The sequence below is a fragment of the Fulvivirga sp. M361 genome (assembly GCF_007097395.1).
Taxonomy (GTDB): Bacteria; Bacteroidota; Bacteroidia; order Cytophagales; family Cyclobacteriaceae; genus Fulvivirga.
Genome location: NZ_VKDC01000013.1, coordinates 104,931 through 126,021 on the forward strand (window position 1 = coordinate 104,931; position 21,091 = coordinate 126,021).

Below are 21,091 nucleotides of genomic sequence, written 5' to 3' on the forward strand. Positions count from 1 at the left end.
GTGGTCTGTTACTGAAAAACGCTTAGCCCTTATCGCAATCTTAGAAGACCGCAACGCTCTGAATTAAAGAAAAGGGCTTGCTCATGCTGCCTTCTTCCCGAAAAAAAGACAGATTAAAAGGAATGGAACAACTCAATGCGTCACTACAGGAATTGGTCCGGTTTGGTCTAAAAACAGGACTGTATAAAGTCATTGTTTATAAAGAGGGAGAATGATATCAAGCTTTTTTAATGGTCGTGCAATGGCTTGGCTTATAGTTCACCACTATTTACCTGATGGCCGACCATTTTTCAGTTGCTCAATTTGCTTTGTATGTGTTTCTATCTGGGTTTTGGATTTTATCAATTGGATGGCTTTTTCGTAATGGTTTATGGCTTTTTCGATGTTTATGTTGGCATACAGATAACCCAATAATTCGTGATAATAATTACTCTCTTTCAAGTCTAGTTTTTTGGTTTCTTCAATGGCTTTTTCGCATCCGTAAACTTTGGCAAAAGCAAATGACCTGTTCAATGCAGTTACAGGCGAATATTCAATTACAATAAGTTGATTATAAAGCTGTAAAATGTGTCGCCACTTGTCCGGGTCTGTAGGTTTTGTGTGCCAATATGCGATGCCTGCCTCCAAATGGTATTTTGAAACCTCGTTGCCCTTACAGGCATTTACCAGGTAATAATTACCTTTTTCAATCAATGCTTTATCCCATAGGTCTTGGTCTTGTTCGTCAAAAAGAATGGCTTCACCCTCACTGTTGGTTCTTGCTTCAAGACGTGAACTTTGAAAGCACATTAAAGCAAGCAATGCGTTGGCTTGCGGCGTATCAGTTAATGGGTTTTCTGTCAGTATCAGGGATAGTCGTGTTGCTTCTGAGCAGAGTTCTTTCCTGATAAACTGACGGTTGGTTTGTGAAAAATACCCTTCGTTGAACAACAGGTACAACGTTTTTAAAACGGTGTCCAATCGCAATTTGATTTCTGTGGCACTTAATGTTTTGATTTGAAAATTATCGTTCCGAAAATTGGTTCTGGCCCTGTGCAAACGTTTTTTAATAGTTTCGGTTTTTGTCAGGAAAGCGTTGGAAATTTCCTCTACGCTGAAACCGCAAAGGGTTTGAAGCGCCATACAGATCTGACTTTCGGTTGAATTCGTTGGATTGCAAACTGCAAAGATCATAGCTAATTGACTGTCAATAATATACTGGTCACTGAGCTCAAAATCCTGTTCGACTTCAATTTTATCAGATGGTATGGCTTTTTTGACTTTTGTTTCAAAAACCGAAAGATGTCTGAAGTAGTCATTAGCTTTGTTTTTTGCAACGGTATAGAGCCATGCTGATGGGTTTTTTGGAGTGCCATTAATTGCCCAGTTTTCAGATGCTTTCAGAAACGTTTCACTGGCAATATCTTCGGCAATCTCAATATGTTTTAAACCAAAATGACGGCATAACACAGCCGTCATTTTTGCATATTCCAGCCGGAACAATTGAGGTAAAAGTTCATGATATGACGATGGGCCTTCCACTATTAATCACGTTTTAAAACCTCCCGTACTTCAATGTTTCCCCCAATTTTAAAGATTGGATTCCCTTTTGCCATTTCTACAGCCTCGTCAATGGTTTCTGCTCTTACAATGATGTAACCGCTAATAAATTCCTTGATTTCGGTATAAGGTCCGTCCGTAACCACATTGTCAGGCTTCACCGTTTTGGCGCTTTCCGGAGCGGGCAAAAGTGTGTTGCCTTTATCCACCAATTTGTTTTGTGCGGCGATGCTTCCCAGCCAATTCATCCTTTCCTGTATTTGTTCAGGAGAAGGTTGGGAATCTGAAATGTCTGTTAATCTGAAAATTAATGCAAATTCTTTCATTTTGATAACTTTTAATGTTCGCTCTATGGACGATTGACCTCTGGAAAAGGGGACACTCATTAACCGTTTTTCCGGATTGTGTTATGTTAAAATAGAGGACATTGGTCTATATGAGGATGGTAGTCGTTCACAGGTTTTATTTCCTTTAAGTTACAAGGAATTTGAAGTAGTTTATCCACTGTGGATTTGCCATGATCTTTGCTATTACTTTTATTTAATACTACCAACCGGCCTTATCATTTGTCTAATTTCACTTCTTTTAATTCGATGCTTTTTTATTGGATTAAGCTCCTGCCGGAATAAGTTAGTATTGGGAGTATCAGAATTTTTCACTCACTAATCCTTTTGGAGATAATGATGAGCTGATGATTATTTCAAAATCAATTACACCCAGTACCAGCTCTTCTTTTGTAAGTACTTCAACTTTCCATATCCCTTCTTTCACATTATTCTTGTAGGTATAACCGCGATAACCATTATCTCTGCCTCCGGTAATCTCATAACCTATATCCTCTATGGTTTCCCAGTTATCGGTGTCATCATTATACCATTTCCATCGATGAAATATCATTTTTTTTATATCGGTTGGAGCAAATATGGATGAGAAAATATAAACTTTTTCATTGGGGGTATGAATGAACTTTAGCCTGTGTTTTCTCCAAAATACATACCAATGGTCTCTTTCGTAAGACACGACATAATGATCGTTTTCCAATTTGATGGTATGTGCTACAATACCTTTATCAAGGGCAAGAGGTACGGGTGGAATAAGCTTAAGGAAATAAAATACGTTGATCAATGCATAAATGGAAAATATGATCCCGGTTAGTTTAACGATACGTATTTCCGCTCGTGCGCCTGGGCTTAGGCGATATATTATAGCAATTAAGATCAGGGTAAAAACTAAACTGGTCAAACCGGAGAAAATAAAAACACCTGTATTCATTTCTTTGGTGAACACGGGTATCATGAAAGTGAAAAAAGTGAAGCTCACGAAAAAATATACCCCGAACTGCAGGTACTTATTGGATATTCGTTTTTTCAGGAATTCATTGGCTAAAAATAATGCGACCAGGATAATAAAGAAGGATGCTGTTTTAGACAGAGACACACTTCTTGAGAAATAAATTACATAGGCACTGGATAGTCCTCCAAAGAAAAACTGAATAGCCAGGGGGAAATATTCTTCATATCGCTCAACAATTGAATTTTTCCATTTATCATCACCCGCTAAATTATAAAGGTAAATTGTAACGGTGAGAGAGGTCATGTGCAGGCATAAGACGACCAGGTCATATAACCGGTCAATGCGTCCAAGAGTGAATGAATCAAAAATAAACCCACCAATAAAAAAAAGAATAGGTGCATATTTTTCATGCCTCCTGGTGAACCTTCTGAGCTGGCTGTTTCTAAGTTTAACGAATATTCTTTTCATGTACTGTTTTTAGAAAATGCTTCAGAACCGGGAGGTCATTTTTTTGGTAGTAGGGTATTTTTCATTCAGTTTGTCAGGAAACAATATTCATATAGTAAAAGCTGGCCAGGATGTTACCTTCATTGTTTCCATCCTCAGATTCGATGAACCACCATCCTATGCCAGACCTAGTACAGGTGAGAGACGTATATTATGAGTTTTAAAGCATCCATCCGTTTACTCGATGGCATACAGTTTTTGCCTTTTATTTTTAATGAAATAATTCAATTTTATTTAATGTAAAAACCATGTTTGAGATATCTCCTGTAACTTCATTTATTCTGGAGTTTGTAAAATATAAGTAGTTGTTGTAGATACTAAATGTATCTGCCCATTTAATTTTATCGCCTTCTGCCAGTGTGTGAATGCTTCCATCTTCCTTTCGATACATGATTTTGTTGTTTTCCAAATCAGCAAAATACAAATTACCCATTTTGTCAAACACCATTCCGTCAGGGGCAGCGGTTTTAGCTTCAAGCTTAACATTTTTTTCCATTTGCCTTTTGTCCTCAACTTCAAGCATTTTAGTGCTTATGGAGTACAAGCTATAACCTGTCAGAGCATGAAAGTAAAGTCTGTCATGAGTAGTATCTAGTGCGATACCATCAGAGTGAACCGTATTCTCCCATTTTTTTCCGTCAAAGGTTAAATGGTCTTGTTCGGCTTTTGTTGACTCATGATCGTCAAGAACTCTTCTGAAAATGCCGGAAGCTATATCCAATATCAAAATGCCTGCCCTTCCTGAATCAGTAAAGTATATTTTGTTGTTCTTTTTATCTATGCGAAGATCGTTTATGTATGAATTAGGGTAATAACTATTTTTATCCAGGATATAGGTTCGTATTAATTGGTTAGTTGTTAAGTCAAAAACAAAAATGCGAGGAGCATCCACCACATTTTTGAATAATGGATTTCTGGTGTCCAAAACGTATAAACTGTTTTCAAACGCGACTACGGATTGCACCCCAACAAATTTGTTGTCTTCTACCGGCTGGTCGACCTCCCATGAGTTCCAGGTCGCATCCGGATAGCTTTTGTGGTTATCTGATGTGATTTCAACCACGGAATTGTCAACACCTTTTCTCCATCTCGGAAAGTTTACAAAAATGCGCCCCTGGTCGGTAACGGTGACTCCGGTAACCTGCTGACCTTTGAATTCAGCAACTTGGATAACTTGTTTTCCAGCTCTATCAGTTTGTCCGGAGGTTGCAATAGCCGTGTTCTTGTCGGTTGCTTCTTTACAGGAAACGACCAATATCAGAACGTATAGCATATAAAGGTTTTTTTTCATTTTGACTCAGTTTACAGGGATATTTGAATTTAATTGACCTTTGAATATGCTCCTGAAGAATACGTTAGCTCATAACTATGCGTATATATTTCGAAAACAACTCCGAAGGGGTCCTCTACATAGCACATTTTATAGGGTTTGTCCTCTGGGAAGTATGCTCTAATGGGCATTCTTTGCTTACCACCGTTGGACACAATCTTTTCTACTAACTCTTCTATGTTTGGATCTTGTACGCAAAAATGAAAAAGTCCGGTATGAAAAGGGTTGAATTCAGGTGCTTTTTTAGCTTTACCAGGAAAGGAAAATAATTCAATTCCAATTCCATCTGATGTTGCCAGGTGTGCAATTTCAAATTCTTCCCAATCTTCGCCAAAAACATCAATGCACATTTGTCCAATAGCGGTATCCCTTTCTTTTTTCACTTTGGAAGGCCCCATAATGATATACCATCCCATTACTTCTGAATAGAATTTTACGGCTTCTGTAATATTTGGAACAGTAATGCCGATGTGTGAAAATGATTTTGGATAATTTTTATTTAGCGTCATATCTTCTGTTTTGAAGTTCAAAATAGGAATATATTTACCTGAACAGCAATAACCTACTAAGAAGTTATATAGTAACTAAAAAGTGTAAAATACTGTATTTCAATGAATTAAAATTCAAATGAATAAAGATAATTATTGCCCGCTTAACCATACAATGAGTCTAATAGGCACAAAGTGGAAGCCTTTGGTCTTATTTCATTTATTGGATGGGCCTTTGCGCTCTGGAATATTACAGAAGAAAGTACCCGGAATTTCAAATAAGATGTTTACCCAAACAGTCAGGGAACTAGAGAGGGATGGTCTTATTTCCAGAAGGGTTTTTCCCGTTGTTCCTCCCAAAGTGGAATATCAGTTAAGTGATAGAGGGGAATCGCTTGAGAATATTTTAAGGAGTCTGGATAAGTGGGGGTTAGAAGATAGTCCTGAATAATTTCAGTGTACGTATGAGAGGAGTACAACATGGGACCCGCCTTGAGTTTCTTTAATTAAATAATATCTTCAAAGATGTACTGACAGTATTTTATTGTGAGGATGTAACGTTTTAGCTAATTACCAACTTCTTTCCTCGTTGCGAGTAAAATGTGATCACACACCAATACTACTTCATTCCGCTGATTGAAAACCTCCACATGCTCAACTACGGTACCCAGTTCAGGTTTTTTGGAGTCTGATTTTTCTGATATGGTTACCTCTACCCTTATCGTATCACCGATATGTACGGGTTTGATGAAGCGTAGTCTGTCGTATCCTTTTGAAAAAGCTTCGGGGTTGATTTCTGTGGCCGTCATGCCTATGGCTACGCTGAAGGTTAGGGTGCCGTGCGCGATGCGTTGTTCGAAAGGTTGCGTTTTACACCATTCTGCGTCCATGTGATGCGGAAAAAAATCTCCCGTCTGGCCGGCATGTATAACAAAATCTGTTTCGGTAATGGTGCGCCCTAATGTTTTTCGGACAAATCCCATTTCATAGTCTTCAAAAAACTGTGATTTTATATGCATAATTAGTCCTTATGTTTGATTGTGGAATCATTTAATATGGAGCTATTACATGCATAGCTCCATTGGTTTCAATAATAGCGGAAATTATCTTCCCATCCACCCTCCATCTACCAGCATAACAGCTCCGTGCATGTAAGAGGCTGCTTCAGAGCAGAGGAATACTGTTGGTCCGGCGAAATCTTCCGGCTGCCCCCAGCGTCCTGCCGGGATACGTCCAAGAATAGATTCTGCCCGTACAGGATCATTTCTTAAGGCTTCCGTATTGTCTGTGCTGATGTATCCTGGGGCTATGGCATTGACATTGACACCTTTTCCTGCCCATTCATTGGCAAAAGCCATGGTTAACTGGCCTATAGCGCCTTTACTGGCAGCATATCCGGGTACAGTAATACCTCCCTGGAAGGTAAGCAATGAGGCTGTGAAAACGACTTTACCTGACCCACGAGCCACCATTTCTTTTCCAATCTCACGCGTAAGAATAAATTGTGCGTTTTGATTGACTTCTATTACTTTGTCCCACATGTCATCAGGATGTTCGGCGGCGGGCTTACGAAGAATGGTACCGGCATTATTCACCAGAATATCGATGACAGGGAAATCGGCTTTAGCTTCTGCGATGAATTTGTATAAAGCGTCCCGATCACTGAAGTCACAGGTATAAGCCCTGAAGTTTTTTCCTACACCCTTTACAGCTTTTTCTACTTCACTATCTTCTTTTTCCAGACTGGCGCTCACACCTATAATGTCTGCCCCGGCTTCTGCCAGGGCGATAGCCATTGCTTTACCAATTCCGCGTTTGCAACCTGTTACCAGGGCTGTTTTCCCATCTAATTGAAATTTATTGAGAATGCTCATCTTTATTTATAGGTTAAATCTCTGTTGTATTGTTAAGACTGACAGTCGAGAAGGTATTTCATACCGGCAGGATTACCTGCTATGGTCTCAAAAACCTGTTGGACATTTCCTAAAGGCTCTACCTGGGTGATCAACTTTTCAAAAGGTATGGTATGTTGAGAGATCATTTGAATTGATTCTTCATAATCTTCCGGCTCATAGACACGCGCACCAATCAGTTTCAGTTCTTTCCAGAAAAACTGGAAAAGGTCAACATTTTTCGGCTCTCCATGGATCGCCACCATAACGATGCGCCCCCGAATGCCAGCAACTTTTGTCATCACGTCCAATGCAGGCTGTACACCGGCTACTTCAAACACCACATCTGCTAATGAACCGCCGGTTTCACCTTCCACAAAGGTTACCAGGTCGGTTTTAGTTGGGTTGATTACTGTAAATCCCAGGCTTTCCGCCAATGCAATACGTGTCTCATTGACTTCGGAAATGATTACACGAGCGACCTTTTCTTTCGCCACCATAGCTACCAGTAAGCCAATTGGACCACCTCCCAGTACCACTGCTGTCTCACCGGCAGCTACCCCGGCCATACGCACATCATGGCAGGCTACCGAAAGTGGTTCGATCAGTGCGGCCAGCTTCATATCTATGGTATCCGGTAATTTGTGTAAAGTGAATGCCGGAACATTCCAAAAGGCTTGCATCGCACCCGGGCTATCGATGCCGATGAATTTCAGCTCTTTGCAAATGTGGCTGTATCCCTTGTCGCTGGGTTTTTCCGCGCGATTATCCAAAGGACGTACCACTACTTTTTCTCCTACGGAAAAATCATTAACACCTTCACCTATGGCATCAATTTCACCGGACATTTCGTGACCTATGCTTTGAGGTATTTGCACTCGCTTGTCCATTGCACCATGGTAAATGTGTACGTCGGTGCCGCAAACGCCACAGTAAGCTACTTTTATTCGTACTTCACCGGCTTGTGGAGGTTCAATTTCCCTGTCCACTACTGAGAAGGTTTTATTGCCTTCATATAATGTTGCCTTCATATCTAGAGGTATAGCTAAGTTGAATAATTATTTATCTGTTTTAAGGTATATTTCTTATCCTACATTAGGGTAATCAGGTTTTACGCCGCCTGCATCGCTCGAAGCATATGCCGCTTCCACTACGAGCATAGTGTTTAAAAGATCGTCTATGGAGGTTTCAAGCAGGTCGGATGAGCCCTCTACAAAACGCATGAGTGATGACATGGTACCTATAAATGCATCAGGAAACCAGGAGCCTGGAATTTCAACAGTTTTCCATTCAGGCGCTTTATCCTCTTCTAAAATGCAGTATTCAAACAGGTCTGGCTGACCCTCCGGGTAGTCCATCAAAAGGCCCATACGTGCATAAATAGAGCCTTTGGTACCTTCCCATTTTACATAACTTTCCTGGTGTTGCCGCCCGAAATTATGATCATGGTTTGTGCTCACCAGTGCACGCATGGCATCACCATATTCAAAAATCACATTGGTCCGGGTAGAAGACATCTTTTTTGCCGGATGCCGAACGGTTTTAGCCATTATAGAAGTGGGATTACCTAGAAACGATCGTACCAAATCGATATGATGGATGCTGTGTTGCTGGATTTCCAGCCGCGGATGATACATTACATTTGGAAAGATCTCCCAGGGAGTGTATACAGTTACACGTACTTCCATATCATATAATTCGCCAACGGCCCCTGAGTCTATAATGCCGCGGGCGGCATTAATGAACGGAGCAAAACGTAGCTGACAGTTTACTGCTGCCACTAATTTCTTTTGCTTGCAGACTTCTATGATCTCCATCGTCTGCTCGTAGTAGTCGCCTAAGGGTTTTTGTATCAGCACAGGTGCTCCATCCGGCAGCTTTTTTAGTGTATCTACGAATTGACTGGGCATCAGGGTCAGGTCATATATGGCGTTTTCCGGAGCTTGCGCTACAGCGTCTTCCACGGTGTCGAAGACGCGTGGGATGTCAAATTTCTTAGCTAGTTTTCTGGCTCTTTCTTTTGTTCTGTTGGTAATGCCGTATACTTCAAAGCCTGCCTGACGATAAGCAGGTAAATGGGCATCATTTACGATCCCCCCGGCACCGATGATAACGATGGGCATGTTAGTGTTAGGTAGTGTTTGCTCATATTTTAATTTCATGTCAATAGGTTTTATTGAGTTTCCATATTGGGTCAATTTGCTGCTGAGCGTTGTCTAACAGCTTTTGTATATTTTTATCGGTATTGATCACGTCAAGTACCAATTGATCAATGATGGTGGCGATGTCTGACCAGTTGCTCATGCGTGGTAGTTCACGGGCATTCTGATGTAACTCCTCTAATTTGTGATAATAAGGTACCTCGGTGTTTACATCAGGGTCATGCCAGGTGGATTTGCGGCATCCTATACCTCCTTCCATGGTCATCAGTTTATCGTTTGCCGGATTGACGGCAAATCGCATAAAATCATAAGCGACCTCTTTCTTTTTGCATCCCACACCAAGTGCGTACATCCAGTAGGCATTGAGCGATACTCCTTTTCCCGTTGGCCCGGCGGGTACATTAGTTATTTCTACTTTACCTTTCACCTTGGAATCCGGATGCACCTCACACATTGAGGCAAAGCCGAACCAGTTCACCATCATGGCCAGCTGACCTTCTGCGAATGCCATACCGGATTTTACAGAGTCAAATTCCCGGGAGTCAGGATGAATAACCTCCGTGTTTTGTAACATATCACGGTAGTATTGCATACCTTCCAAAGCCTGTGGAGAGTTGATTACGATGTGACCATCTTTTGTTAACAATTCGCCTCCACGTGTCCAGAGTTGCAGGCAAAAATCAAAGACAGTGTTATGGCCGTCAGGGTAGGCTGCGAAAACGGTTCCAAAGAGATTTTGCTTAGGCCGATGAAAAAAAGTGGCCACTTCTTTAAGCTCATCCCAGGTCCCGGGAACAGAAAGTTCCTTCCCGTATTTTTCCAGAAAGGTAGATTGCTCTTCTTCTGATTCGAACAGATCTTTACGATAGATCAAACACTCCGGACCGTCATGAAAGGGAAGTGCATAAGTACTTCCATCAAACTCTTGCATGCCAAGTAGGGAAGGGGCCCAGCCCGCAGGGAATTTTTCAGGAGAGTATCGTTTTATAAAAGGCGAGAGGTTTTCCAGGTGATTGTTTTCAACCGCTTCTGTAATCCAGTCCGTGTTAATAAAGGCTATATCCCAATCACCGTTCTTAAGACCATTGTTTTTTAGAATGGTATCGTAAAGAGGGTGCAGGTCCATAGCTACTGCATCCAGTTCTAATTGACACCCCGATTCCTTGCAAAATGCCTCCCAAATTTTTTCAATGGCAGATTCGAACGGATCAAATTTTCGTATAGCTATTCTGAATTTATTGCTGCCGGTCATTTTAATTCGCGATTAGTTCGTTCGTAATAGCTTTTGTGTGTTCTCCCAATGCAGGGGAGCCTACGGATGAAGTAAGCAGGTCGCCATCTATTTTTATAGGACACCGAGTGGTTTCATAGGTAAAACCATCTCCCATCGTTACGGGCTGGATCATATTAAGGACTTTGAAGGCTTCATGTTCCAACAGCCTGTGCCAGTCCATTACTTCTGCACACCAGATATCGGCAGGCTCCAGAACAGATAGCCACTTTTGTGTCGGGGCAGTGCGGAGGTGATCGGCCAGTATTTTTTTGATTTCGTCACGTTTTTCATACCAGCTTGCTACTTCGGTATAGTTTTTCAGGTCTGCGCACCCGAGGAGGTCACCCAGTACGGGAATAGCTCCCATAGCCAGCGCCAGAAAACCGTCTTGCGTCCTGTAAACCCCATAGGGAGCCCCAAGGTAGGCATGTGCGTTGTTAAAAGCTGTTCTCTCTGTAGGAGCTCCACCGTCATGATAGTAGGTGGTGATGGTTTCAAATTGGAAATCAAGGATTGATTCTAGCATGCTTACGCTCACCTTTGTACCTTGCTGTGACTTTTTACGGTGAACCAGTGCGGCCAAAATACCCTGGACCAAATGTGACCCTGAAAGGATGTCTACAATGGCCAACCCCATGGGCACCGGGCCTTTACCGGCATTACCACTGAGCCAGGTTAGTCCGGAGAGTGATTGCAAAAGCAGGTCCTGACCTGGTTTTTTAGACCAGGGGCCTTCTGATCCATAACCGGAAATTTCACCGTATACGATACCTGGGTTAATCTCCTTTACTGTTTCATAATCAAAACCAAGCCGCTCTATTACACCCGGACGAAAGTTATGCACCAAAACGTCTGCCCGGGCAATTAATTTCATGACCTTTTCTTTGTCAGCCTTTTGTTTTAAATCGGCTTGAAAGCTCTCCTTATTTCGATTGATTGCCTGGAATACGGAGGACTCATTATTTATGATGGTATTAGAGACATAGAGTGTACGACAAATATCCCCTGTTTCGGGCCGCTCAACTTTAATGACCCTTGCGCCAAGATCTGCCAGCCTCAGTGTGGCTGAGGGTGCGGATAGAAACTGACTGAGGTCTATAATCAATATATCTTCAAGTGGTTTCATTTGTTTTCTACCTTTATAAGCCAAATTCTCTCATTATATCTTCTGTGTGCTGACCGACTCTCGGAGCAGGTTTGGAGGCAAAGATCCGTTGGTCATTCAGGCGGATGGCACATCGGGTAGTGTGTACCTGTTCACCATTGATCAGGTTTAATTTCTGATCCATTTTCAGTACTTTGTAAGCTTCATGTCGAAGTAAATCGTCATAATTGAATACATCAGAAGCCCAGATCCCGGCAAAGTCCAGGACAGCCAGCCACTCGCTGGTTTTTTTCTCAGATAATACACCCTGAAGGATATCCATAATATCATCTCGTTGGGTGAACCAGGAGGACTTATCTGAAAATGCTGTTAACTCCTTGCAGTCAAGTAACTTTCCTAATTCTGTAAGTTCACCCATGGCCAATGCGATGTAACCGTCTTCCGTTTTATAGATGCCGTATGGAGCACTGAGGTAGGCATGGGCATTGCCTTTACTGGCACGCTGAGGTAGTTTTTTCCCATCGTTGAGATGGGTTGTGATCAATTCAAACTGAAAATCAAGCATGGATTCCAGCAGACTGACCTCTACCAGGGCGCCCTGGCCCGATTTGCCGCGACGTATGAGGGCGGCTAAGACTCCGTGAACAAGGTGTGTGCCTGTGATAATGTCAGCTACGGCCAGACCGAATGGTGTGGGATCATCTTTTGCATCTCCGGACAAATTGACCAGGCCTGATAAGCACTGGACAAGCAGGTCCTGTCCTGGCTTCTTTGCCCATGGCCCTTCTTTGCCATAACCCGTGACCTCACCGTAAATTATCCCGGGATGGATCTTTTTCACTGCGGGATAGTCCAGGCCTATTTTTTCCATGACACCCGGACGGAAGTTATGGGTCATAACATCGGCCTGGGTAATAAGTTTTTTCACTCTCTCCAGATCGTCAGGGTCTTTCAGGTTGGCTGTATAGGATTCTTTATTTCTGTTTACTGTGTGAAACACAAGACTGCTACCATCTACAAACAGGTTTTTGATAGCGATTTTTCGCCCTCCTTCGCCATGTGTTGGTCGCTCTATCTTAATGACCCTGGCGCCCAGGTCAGCGAGGCGCAGTCCGGCAGAGGGGCCAGCCATGAATTGGCAAAATTCCAGTACAGTTATTCCTTCCAGTGGCTTCATCTTAATTAATGTGGTTCATTCTTAGATTGACGATATAGTTTGTTCAAGTTTTCTAATAGCATTTTTTCTTCTCCTCCATGCATTAAATAGTCGCGAATGGGTGCTCCTGCACGGTCCTGGAAGTACATATGACCGTTGTAGCGTGGACGTAAAAAAGACCGGTCGAGTGCAGGTAATGTATTTTTGAAGAAATCCGCGCTCAGTGCATTTGTATTTTCATCCGTCCATGCCTGCCGGTGCCCGGGTTGTCCCCCGCCGTCAAAAAATACGGATCGCTGACATTCCGGAGAAGCTACGTATTCCACATATTTCATCGCAGTGTCGATTTCCTTGCATTTGGCAGACACAGCCAGACCAGTGCCACCTAATGTGGAAATGGCTTTGCCTTTCCCTTTAATGTCTATCATATCATGAAAGTGCAATGTTCTGCGGGCATAACCCTGACGACTGTAGTTGCTGTATCCGTAAGCCCATGGACAGTAGGCGAAACGATCTGTCAGGGTCATGGCTTCATAAATATTGATCGGATTCCAGCCAAAGATCCGGGGGTCCATTTCAAGGGCCAGGGCACGCAGCATTTTTAACGCTTCCACGCCAATGGCATTGCTTACCACCTGATCATCTTTTATACATACATCCTCCCCCAGGGTACAGCACATCATATAAAAGTTCATCAATGTATCCTGGGGAATGCCAGGCATGATGACCAGGCCTTTTCTTGACAACCTCAATAAATCGTCATAATTCTCAGGGAGTGGTAACTCATTTTTCTTAAGTATGTCTGGCCTGCTGGCCGCTACAGGCGTAGCAGCATCGATTGCCAGTGCCCATTGATGTTCATTGGATGAGTAACTTTCGTGCGACCTTCCCACTGAATTTTTATCTAAATCGGCCATAAAAGCTTCAGAGAGATATTTGTCCAGCGGCAAAATGATATTGTTTTTAGCGGCGAATCCGGCCCATGGGTGGTCTATTACTAACAGGTCGTATCGCTCGGCCAACTGGTCAATGGGTTCGTCGGCAAATGCTTGTAGTGAACGTTTTTCCCAGTGAATCTCCACTTGTGGATTAAGTTCTGAAAAACGTTGCCCTGTGGCTACCATTGAAGTAAACCCGCGGGAGTGATTCCAGGTAATTCCCTTCAGTTTGATCTGATGATTGTTCATGATCCCAGTAAATAGATGCAGGCGGAAAATCCGTCCACGGTTTGGCTTTGATTTTGTCTTTGACCAATACCATATTTTGGATGATATCAGCCAGTTATAATTAAGTATTTTAAGACACTTAATTTATACTTACAAAGCTCGTTACTTCAAAAGGCTTAGGCTTGTTTTTAGCCGACACATTTTTATACTTTACCGACAAATGTCCTGTGAAGAGCGGTTCGGAAGACTTTTTTTATACCTAAAATGAAAAGGGTGGTTTTAAACAAATCCGTGTACTTTACGGTACTGACCGGGAGCACAACCTACTTTTTTCTTAAATACACGACTGTAATATTGCTGACAACTGAAACCTGAGGCTTCGCTGATCTCTTTTTGTGTTTTAGTGGAAGTAAGTAGCAATAGCTGGGCCATTTCAATACGCTTATTGTTAATGTATTCAACAGGTAGCAGACCTGTAATGTGTTTGAACCGACGTGTAAAATGATCTGTTGAGTAACATGCGATCTCAGCCAGGTGCTCCATCCTGATTTCTTGTTTGAGGTGGGTGTGAATATATTTAAACACCTCCCTCAGGTGTGAGATTTGAGTGAAGTTGATATTAATTTCCTCTGTTTGTTTGATAAAACGTGAAAGGATCTGTCTGAGGATGCCGTTGGTTTCCAGCGCAGCAATACCATTTCCTTTGTAGAAAGATGAAGCTGCCCAGTTTCGTCTCTGATACACTTTTGGGTCGCTTTGGACTAATGCAGCGTCCTTATTTATTTTTACTAACCTATCGAAAAGTTGGTAATCAAGAGGGAGCGCTTTCACTTCATGGTAAAATGGTACGCTATCGAAAATCTTCAAACCATCAGTGAGCTGATTGGTGAAATGGATATAATATTGTGAAAGTTTATCGTCAGGACAGCCATAGCTGCAATGGACATAGCTGGGAATAAGATATAGATGGCCGGGTTTGAGTTCATACCGTTGGTTATTTGGACAAATATAGCCGCCACCCTCAGTAATAAGGTATATTCTGGTAAATGGACTTACTACATTAGTGTAGTTCCAGCTTTTGTTCAACTCGCAATATGCAGTATTTAGCAGTTGTACTCTAAGTTCTTCTATAAGGTAGGGCACCATGGCTTACTTTGTTGTAATTCCACTTGATACAATCAAAAATATACGTTAAGATCGTATTTGTATAAAAATGTACCGTGTTTTTGCAACAATTCAAACGGCTTGTTTAATAGGTTTGTAGGAAGAATCCAACGTTTGTTTTAGAACTCGAGGTGCTTAATTCAGGGTTGTTAGTAGTTTATTTCAGGATTCAGTGGAGTGCTTTTTTATTGTGGCGTTCTACTGACTTGATGACGTTTAGTGTGAGGTCAAGCGAAAATCACCCTGGTAAGAGGCCTGAAAATTAATTACAATGACACCAAATCCCATAGTAGGTACAGGTTTACATGCCATAGGCGGTATATCCGCAGCTAGTTGTTACATGCCTTTTGAAAAGGTCAAACAATGGTCGTGGGAAGTCTTTTGGATCGTTCAGGCGCTTTTTGCCTGGCTCATCATGCCACTGGTTATAGGTTACTTTACTGTTCCTGATCTGTTTCTTGTACTTCAGAAAGCGCCTTCCTCTATATTCTGGTCAGCTTTTTTATTAGGCGCTACCTATGGTTTTGGCGGACTCTCTTTTGGATATGCTATACGTAATATCGGATACTCTCTTACCTATACGATCTCCATAGGCATCTCTGCTGTTTTGGGTACGGTGATCCCTTTAATGCTCAATGGAAAATTAATTGAGCAGTTCACCCGACCTGGCGGTGGGATCGTTTTGGCAGGTATGCTTATATCCATAGTAGGTGTGGCCCTTTGTGGCAAGGCCGGATTTATGAAAGAGCGGTTTCTTGCTAAAAAATCCGGAGAAAAATCTTCTAATTTCAATATGTCAAAAGGACTGCTGCTGACATTGATAGGAGGGACATTATCTGCTATATGGGGTGTATCACTTGAAGTAGGGCAGCCCATTTCAGATATCGCTGCGGAACATGGCGCCGGGCACTTTGAAGGCAATGCCAAACTTATTGTTTCTTCTCTCGGATGCCTGGCTACTAACCTGGTATGGTTTTCAATAAGCACTATACGTGACGGATCTATCAAACATCTTTTTACTACTAAATTGATAGGAGGGAAACAGTATGCAAGCAATTTTTCGTTATCGGCTCTGGCTGGTTCTCTCTGGTATATCCAGTTCTTCTTTTATGGTGTTGGTCATGTGAGAATGGGTAGCTTCCAATTCACCAGTTGGGCATTACATATGTCAATGCTTATTTTCTTTAGTTATATTATTGGTGTGATCATGAAGGAATGGAAAAGTGTAGATAAAAAGACGTATTCATCTCTTCTGGTGGCACTGGTTATATTGGTGATCTCTTTCGTGGTCATGACTTACGGTAGCTATGTAGGAGAATTATCCAGTACCGGGCATTAACGTGATTTTAGGGTAAAGTGATCCCGTTTATTTGGTCTTTTTCGGGAAGTTTTGATTTACATGCTTCCCTGAAATTTTCGCATAGCGATCAGGGATCATTCCTTGGTATGATGTAAAGCGATTTATTCTACGTCCGGCGATTATGAGATTGCTTCTTCCTATGTTGTCATCGCAAAGATGTTAGCATTCTTGTCACAGAAAGGAGGAGACTACGATTGCACGCTGTCGCTAAAGCTTTAGCATAGAAGCCGGCAGTCTCCTTCTATCTTGTTAGTACAAATGGGTTACACCGTTAGCGTTCTATTAATTTAATACAGTAAGTACTTTGATCTCATTGGATTCAGGGCTTGCCCAACCATCGAAATCTGTCAGGATCTTTTCAAAGGCAACTTCGCTGGTGATATAAGCTGTCGTGTTGAACTTTCCTTCCCTTAATACTTTCATTACAAATTCAAAGTCCTCCAAAGTAGCATTACGGCTGCACATTAGCGTTGTTTCTTTGGCATGTATAGCAGGGTGAGTAAACGTAAGGTCACCTTTGAAAAGGCCTACAAGTACATAGCTGCCACCATGTTTCATATAGTCCGTTCCACCTTCGATAGCCTTTTTGCTTCCAGTGGCATCAAAAACAGTTTGGGCGAGGTGTCCTTCCGTAATGGATTCTATTTGCTCTTTTGGATTGTTTAGGGCGTTAACTATGTGATCTGCACCAAATTGATCTTTTACCATAGCCAAACGATGTTCATTAATATCCACAGCAATTACTTTTGCGCCAAGGTATTTGCACAGCTGGATAATACCAATACCGATGGGGCCGCACCCCATTACCACTACCGTTTCGCCTGTTTTGACATCAGCGCGCCTGATCGCATGAGCTCCTATCGCTAAGGGTTCTACAATGGCTATTTCATTGAGGTCCAAATCATTGGCTTTTAGTAGTAATCGGGTGGGAAGGGAGATAACTTCCTGCATACCACCATCCGTGTGTACTCCGAAAACCTGTATATTTTGACAGCAATTGGATTTACCTGATTGACAGGCGTCACAACTCCCACAGTTAATGTAGGGCATAATAACCGCCTTATCCCCTTTTTTTAAACCTTCCGGGTTATCGGATATTTCCAATATTTCTGTAGCCAGCTCATGCCCCAGTATCCTTGGGTAAGAGAAAAACGGCTGATTTCCTTTAAAAGCATGTAGATCTGTACCACATATACCTACTCTTTTTACGGCTAATAATGCCTCTCCCTCTGTATTCTCAGGTTGTTCCCGGTGCTTTAATTCAAATTTCAAGGTCTTTTCGCAAACTATATACTGCATTGTTTTATATTTAAAAGTGTGATTAAAGGAGTTGTTCAAACCTTTGAACAAATATAAATGAGCTTGAGAAAGAAAACAACTATTGTAGATATTGCAAATCATCTTGGTATAACCCCTTCGGCCGTATCCAAGGCTTTTAGCGGGCACCCAAGAATAAGCGATAAAACAAAAAAAGCTGTATTGGCTACTGCTGAGAAGCTGGGTTATCAGCCCAATTACCTGGCTACGGGGCTTAGAAAGGGTAGAAGTGGGCTGATAGGGGTGTTAGTGCCGGGAATACATTTGAGTTTTTTTGGTACGGTTATTAAAGCGATTGAAGAAACATTGGGTGAAGGCGGATATAATGTGATCATAGCCCAGTCACAAGACAGTCATGAAAAAGAGTCTGCACACCTGGAAGGGTTTATAAAAGCGCAGGTAGAAGGCATCATAGCTTCCGTAGCGCTTGATACCAGGTCTGCAGATCACTATAAAAGAATAGGAGCGCAAGTACCTGTGGTACTTTTTGACAGGACTTTGAGAGAGCTGGAAGTAAGCAAAGTGGTAGTAGATGATCATCTGGGAAGCGTCAAAGCGGTGGATCATCTTGTTTCCAAAGGATACCGTAAAGTGGCACATATAGGTGGTTATGAGCATATTGAGCCATTTAGATTACGTATACAGGGGTACAGGGAAGCATTGGATAAACATAACCTTGACGTGCCGGAAGAATACCTAAGGCAGTGTAAATTAACCATTACAGATGGTAAGGAGATTATGTGTGATCTGCTGGATTTGCCCCAACCACCGGACGCTATTTACGCCGCCAGTGATCTGCCCGCTTATGGCGCTTTGACCGTGCTAAAAGAGCGGGGATACAAAATTCCGGAAGAATTTGGGATAGTTGGCTTTAGTAATGAAGCGTATACATCCATGGTAACTCCTACCATTACCACTATGGAGCAACATACCGAGAATATAGGTTTACTGGCTGCTAAATCAGTCATGGACCAGCTGGACCACCTCTATCATGGAAAAGAGTATATACCTCAACAGAATGTACTTACTCCGAAATTAATTGTCAGGGATTCCACCAATCGCTGATAGTTTTTTTTGTATTTAGTTCAAACGTTTGAACTAAATTCCATACCTTAGTTCTGAATACCTAAAGTAACCGAATGAAGGTAATAGATGCACATCAGCATTTCTGGAATTATGACCCTGCGGTACACACCTGGATGAGCGAACAGATGGACGTGATCAAAAAAGATTTCACCCCTGATCTGTTAAAGAAAGAACTGGAAGCTCATGATGTTAACGGATGTGTTGCGGTTCAGGCAGACCAGTCGGAAGATGAGACTATGTTTCTGATCGAACTGGCACGATCCAATGAATTTATCAAAGGTGTGGTAGGTTGGGTGGACTTGCAAAACAATAAAATAGAAGAGTATTTGTCTCGGTATGTTGATGAGCCTGTTGTTAAGGGTTTTAGACATGTGGTGCAGGACGAGGCCGACCCTGAGTTTATGCTGCGCAAGTCATTCCAACATGGTATATCCGTATTAGGAGACCATGATTTTACGTATGACATTTTGATCTTTCCAAAACAACTTACTGCTGCTCTTCAGCTTGTACTCAATTTTCCTAACCAACCCTTTGTCATAGACCATCTGGCGAAACCTGATATCCGTGATCATGAGATGGGTCAATGGCAAAAATACATGTATGAGTTAGGCAAACACGACCATGTTTATTGTAAAATAAGTGGTATGGTCACCGAAGCAGATTGGCATGGCTGGAGCTATGAGGATTTCCTGCCCTACCTGGATAGTGTGCTGGAGGCGTTTGGACCACAACGGCTTATGTATGGTTCAGATTGGCCTGTTTGCCTGTTGTCAGCTACTTATGGAAAGGTAAAGCATATCGTAGATCAGTACATTTCAACGTTATCATCATCGGAGCAATCTTTGATCATGGGAGAAAATGCCATCAAATTTTATCAATTATAAGGTATACGGTCCTATTACATATTCAACACATATCATACACCTATGGAGAAGATCATTTCAAAGAAAAACCTTTTACCATTTATTTTAATTACTTCGTGCTTTGCGTTATGGGGTTTTGCTAATGACATTACCAACCCTATGGTAGCAGCGTTCGAAAAAATCTTTTTAACGGGAGCTACAGAAGCCACTCTCGTGCAGCTGGCCTTTTACGGAGGGTATGGCGTTATGGCATTTCCCGCGGCTTTATTTATAAGAAAATACTCTTATAAATCAGGAATTCTGCTGGGGTTAGGTTTATATGCGTTAGGAGGACTGATGTTTTTGCCGGCAAGTTCTATCGGAGAGTTTTACCCTTTTCTGATCGCCTATTTTATCATTACCTGTGGCCTGTCATTTCTGGAAACGAGTGCGAATCCTTATATCTTGTCCATGGGTTCTCCCCAGACTGCCACCCGACGGCTTAACCTGGCCCAGGCTTTTAATCCGATGGGATCACTGGCAGGGATGTTTGTCGCTTCCAACTTCATTCTGGCGAACCTGAATGACAAAGACAAGGCCAGCCGGATGGAACTTGAACCTGCAGCATTTGCATCCATCAAATCTCAGGACCTGGACGTAGTCAGTGGGCCGTACATTATCATCAGTATTGTAATTTTAACCGTTCTCGTACTCATTGCGATGAACAGGATGCCAGGTAATACAGCTGATGACAGCGGTCAGGCTATGGACCTTAAATCTATTTTTGGTCGTTTGGCAGGGAATAGAAAATATGTTTTGGGAGTGATTGCACAAATGTTCTACGTCGGCGCTCAGATCATGTGCTGGACATTTATCATTTACTATGGTACCGAAGTCTTTATGGCCCGGGGAATGGGCGAAAAAGATGCACAGGTATTGTCCCAACAATACAATATTGCAGCTATGGTAGTCTTCGCCATTAGCAGGTTTGTTTGTACTTTTCTTCTTAGTTACATCCGTCCGGGCAGGCTTCTCATGCTACTGGCGTTAGGGGGGATACTACTTACCTTTGGAACCATATTCATAGGCGGTATCTATGGGCTTTATTGCCTTGTGGGTATATCTGCCTGTATGTCTTTAATGTTCCCGACTATTTATGGAATAGCGCTGGAAGGAATTTCAGGAGATGATGCCAAGATCGCTGCAGCTGGACTTATCATGGCCATTATTGGAGGGACTTTTCTCCCTTTACTTCAGGCCGGGATTATAGACAGCTGGACGTTTGACTTCTTATCAGGGCCCAGAGCATCTTTTGTATTACCGCTATTGTGCTTTGTCGTCATCTCATTTTATGGATATAAAGTTTATGCCATGAATAATCAAATTTCGAAGAATGGAGGCCGCTAGTCGG

The 21,091-nt window shown here is 42.2% G+C and carries 20 protein-coding genes; 5 read left to right on the plus strand and 15 right to left on the minus strand.

Annotated features, from left to right (window positions below; all coding sequences use genetic code 11):
- Positions 1–264 precede the first annotated feature (264 nt).
- The 5 genes from FNH22_RS15845 to FNH22_RS15865 form a co-directional block, all read right to left on the minus strand.
- On the minus strand, positions 265–1,521 hold the full coding sequence (locus tag FNH22_RS15845) for an RNA polymerase sigma factor (RefSeq protein WP_221420286.1): 1,257 nt from the start codon (positions 1,519–1,521) through the stop codon (positions 265–267).
- A gap of 2 nt (positions 1,522–1,523) precedes the next feature.
- Positions 1,524–1,865, minus strand: a complete 342-nt coding sequence (locus FNH22_RS15850; protein WP_143399388.1) for a YciI family protein — start codon at positions 1,863–1,865, stop codon at positions 1,524–1,526.
- A gap of 319 nt (positions 1,866–2,184) precedes the next feature.
- The gene (locus FNH22_RS15855; RefSeq protein ID WP_143399389.1) at positions 2,185–3,300 is read right to left on the minus strand and encodes a DUF2914 domain-containing protein; all 1,116 of its coding nucleotides are present in this window, start codon (positions 3,298–3,300) and stop codon (positions 2,185–2,187) included.
- A 250-nt stretch (positions 3,301–3,550) separates the two neighbouring features.
- Entirely contained in the window at positions 3,551–4,630 is a 1,080-nt protein-coding gene (locus FNH22_RS15860; protein WP_143399390.1) for an L-dopachrome tautomerase-related protein, read from the minus strand.
- A 29-nt stretch (positions 4,631–4,659) separates the two neighbouring features.
- Positions 4,660–5,178: a VOC family protein gene (locus FNH22_RS15865; protein WP_143399391.1), complete on the minus strand. Its 519-nt coding sequence runs from the start codon at positions 5,176–5,178 to the stop codon at positions 4,660–4,662.
- Between the two features lie 118 nt (positions 5,179–5,296).
- On the opposite strand from FNH22_RS15865, the gene FNH22_RS15870 reads away from it, so the two are divergent.
- The gene (locus FNH22_RS15870; RefSeq protein ID WP_143399392.1) at positions 5,297–5,608 is read left to right on the plus strand and encodes a helix-turn-helix domain-containing protein; all 312 of its coding nucleotides are present in this window, start codon (positions 5,297–5,299) and stop codon (positions 5,606–5,608) included.
- A 115-nt stretch (positions 5,609–5,723) separates the two neighbouring features.
- Here FNH22_RS15870 and FNH22_RS15875 read toward each other — a convergent pair whose 3' ends face one another.
- The 9 genes from FNH22_RS15875 to FNH22_RS15915 all read right to left on the minus strand — a co-directional run bounded on the left by FNH22_RS15875 (position 5,724) and on the right by FNH22_RS15915 (position 15,057).
- Positions 5,724–6,176, minus strand: a complete 453-nt coding sequence (locus FNH22_RS15875) for a MaoC/PaaZ C-terminal domain-containing protein (protein WP_143399393.1) — start codon at positions 6,174–6,176, stop codon at positions 5,724–5,726.
- 84 nt (positions 6,177–6,260) lie between these two features.
- On the minus strand, positions 6,261–7,025 hold the full coding sequence (locus FNH22_RS15880) for an SDR family oxidoreductase (protein ID WP_185154254.1): 765 nt from the start codon (positions 7,023–7,025) through the stop codon (positions 6,261–6,263).
- A 38-nt stretch (positions 7,026–7,063) separates the two neighbouring features.
- On the minus strand, positions 7,064–8,080 hold the full coding sequence (locus FNH22_RS15885; RefSeq protein WP_143399395.1) for a zinc-binding dehydrogenase: 1,017 nt from the start codon (positions 8,078–8,080) through the stop codon (positions 7,064–7,066).
- Positions 8,081–8,134: 54 nt separating this feature from the next.
- Complete coding sequence (locus tag FNH22_RS15890) at positions 8,135–9,211, minus strand: Gfo/Idh/MocA family protein (protein ID WP_143399396.1); 1,077 nt, start codon at positions 9,209–9,211, stop codon at positions 8,135–8,137.
- A gap of 1 nt (position 9,212) precedes the next feature.
- Positions 9,213–10,463 (minus strand): sugar ABC transporter substrate-binding protein, encoded by a 1,251-nt coding sequence (locus FNH22_RS15895; protein WP_143399397.1) that lies wholly within the window; start codon positions 10,461–10,463, stop codon positions 9,213–9,215.
- A gap of 1 nt (position 10,464) precedes the next feature.
- Positions 10,465–11,610 (minus strand): CaiB/BaiF CoA-transferase family protein, encoded by a 1,146-nt coding sequence (locus FNH22_RS15900; protein ID WP_143399398.1) that lies wholly within the window; start codon positions 11,608–11,610, stop codon positions 10,465–10,467.
- A gap of 13 nt (positions 11,611–11,623) precedes the next feature.
- A complete protein-coding gene (locus tag FNH22_RS15905; RefSeq protein WP_143399399.1) occupies positions 11,624–12,766 on the minus strand; it encodes a CaiB/BaiF CoA-transferase family protein in 1,143 nt (380 codons plus the stop codon).
- Positions 12,767–12,771: 5 nt separating this feature from the next.
- Positions 12,772–13,932, minus strand: a complete 1,161-nt coding sequence (locus tag FNH22_RS15910; protein ID WP_143399400.1) for an ABC transporter substrate-binding protein — start codon at positions 13,930–13,932, stop codon at positions 12,772–12,774.
- 258 nt (positions 13,933–14,190) lie between these two features.
- Positions 14,191–15,057 carry an AraC family transcriptional regulator gene (locus tag FNH22_RS15915; RefSeq protein WP_143399401.1) on the minus strand — a complete coding sequence of 289 codons (867 nt, stop codon included), beginning with the start codon at positions 15,055–15,057 and terminating at the stop codon, positions 14,191–14,193.
- A gap of 289 nt (positions 15,058–15,346) precedes the next feature.
- Between FNH22_RS15915 and FNH22_RS15920 the strand changes: the two genes are divergently transcribed.
- Positions 15,347–16,414 (plus strand): L-rhamnose/proton symporter RhaT, encoded by a 1,068-nt coding sequence (locus tag FNH22_RS15920; RefSeq protein ID WP_143399402.1) that lies wholly within the window; start codon positions 15,347–15,349, stop codon positions 16,412–16,414.
- A 303-nt stretch (positions 16,415–16,717) separates the two neighbouring features.
- Here the strand turns inward: FNH22_RS15920 and FNH22_RS15925 are convergent, their stop codons facing one another.
- Entirely contained in the window at positions 16,718–17,734 is a 1,017-nt protein-coding gene (locus FNH22_RS15925; protein ID WP_143399403.1) for a zinc-binding alcohol dehydrogenase family protein, read from the minus strand.
- A 63-nt stretch (positions 17,735–17,797) separates the two neighbouring features.
- On the opposite strand from FNH22_RS15925, the gene FNH22_RS15930 reads away from it, so the two are divergent.
- From FNH22_RS15930 to fucP, 3 genes are all read left to right on the plus strand, one after another.
- On the plus strand, positions 17,798–18,817 hold the full coding sequence (locus FNH22_RS15930; protein ID WP_185154252.1) for a LacI family DNA-binding transcriptional regulator: 1,020 nt from the start codon (positions 17,798–17,800) through the stop codon (positions 18,815–18,817).
- A gap of 74 nt (positions 18,818–18,891) precedes the next feature.
- A complete protein-coding gene (locus FNH22_RS15935; RefSeq protein ID WP_143399405.1) occupies positions 18,892–19,722 on the plus strand; it encodes an amidohydrolase in 831 nt (276 codons plus the stop codon).
- Positions 19,723–19,764: 42 nt separating this feature from the next.
- Complete coding sequence (fucP, locus tag FNH22_RS15940; RefSeq protein WP_143399406.1) at positions 19,765–21,087, plus strand: L-fucose:H+ symporter permease; 1,323 nt, start codon at positions 19,765–19,767, stop codon at positions 21,085–21,087.
- The last annotated feature ends 4 nt before the right edge of the window (positions 21,088–21,091 follow it).

What these genes read in the sequence shown, in the direction of transcription:
- FNH22_RS15895 (WP_143399397.1), bottom strand. Translation starts at nt 10,463, where the DNA reads ATGACCGGCAGCAATAAATTCAGAATAGCTATACGAAAATTTGATCCG.
- FNH22_RS15850 (WP_143399388.1), bottom strand. Translation starts at nt 1,865, where the DNA reads ATGAAAGAATTTGCATTAATTTTCAGATTAACAGACATTTCAGATTCC.
- FNH22_RS15905 (WP_143399399.1), bottom strand. Translation starts at nt 12,766, where the DNA reads ATGAAGCCACTGGAAGGAATAACTGTACTGGAATTTTGCCAATTCATG.
- FNH22_RS15925 (WP_143399403.1), bottom strand. Translation starts at nt 17,734, where the DNA reads ATGCAGTATATAGTTTGCGAAAAGACCTTGAAATTTGAATTAAAGCAC.
- FNH22_RS15890 (WP_143399396.1), bottom strand. Translation starts at nt 9,211, where the DNA reads ATGAAATTAAAATATGAGCAAACACTACCTAACACTAACATGCCCATC.
- FNH22_RS15855 (WP_143399389.1), bottom strand. Translation starts at nt 3,300, where the DNA reads ATGAAAAGAATATTCGTTAAACTTAGAAACAGCCAGCTCAGAAGGTTC.
- fucP (WP_143399406.1), top strand. Translation starts at nt 19,765, where the DNA reads ATGGAGAAGATCATTTCAAAGAAAAACCTTTTACCATTTATTTTAATT.
- FNH22_RS15935 (WP_143399405.1), top strand. Translation starts at nt 18,892, where the DNA reads ATGAAGGTAATAGATGCACATCAGCATTTCTGGAATTATGACCCTGCG.
- FNH22_RS15875 (WP_143399393.1), bottom strand. Translation starts at nt 6,176, where the DNA reads ATGCATATAAAATCACAGTTTTTTGAAGACTATGAAATGGGATTTGTC.
- FNH22_RS15865 (WP_143399391.1), bottom strand. Translation starts at nt 5,178, where the DNA reads ATGACGCTAAATAAAAATTATCCAAAATCATTTTCACACATCGGCATT.
- FNH22_RS15910 (WP_143399400.1), bottom strand. Translation starts at nt 13,932, where the DNA reads ATGAACAATCATCAGATCAAACTGAAGGGAATTACCTGGAATCACTCC.
- FNH22_RS15885 (WP_143399395.1), bottom strand. Translation starts at nt 8,080, where the DNA reads ATGAAGGCAACATTATATGAAGGCAATAAAACCTTCTCAGTAGTGGAC.
- FNH22_RS15870 (WP_143399392.1), top strand. Translation starts at nt 5,297, where the DNA reads ATGAATAAAGATAATTATTGCCCGCTTAACCATACAATGAGTCTAATA.
- FNH22_RS15860 (WP_143399390.1), bottom strand. Translation starts at nt 4,630, where the DNA reads ATGAAAAAAAACCTTTATATGCTATACGTTCTGATATTGGTCGTTTCC.
- FNH22_RS15915 (WP_143399401.1), bottom strand. Translation starts at nt 15,057, where the DNA reads ATGGTGCCCTACCTTATAGAAGAACTTAGAGTACAACTGCTAAATACT.
- FNH22_RS15900 (WP_143399398.1), bottom strand. Translation starts at nt 11,610, where the DNA reads ATGAAACCACTTGAAGATATATTGATTATAGACCTCAGTCAGTTTCTA.
- FNH22_RS15920 (WP_143399402.1), top strand. Translation starts at nt 15,347, where the DNA reads ATGACACCAAATCCCATAGTAGGTACAGGTTTACATGCCATAGGCGGT.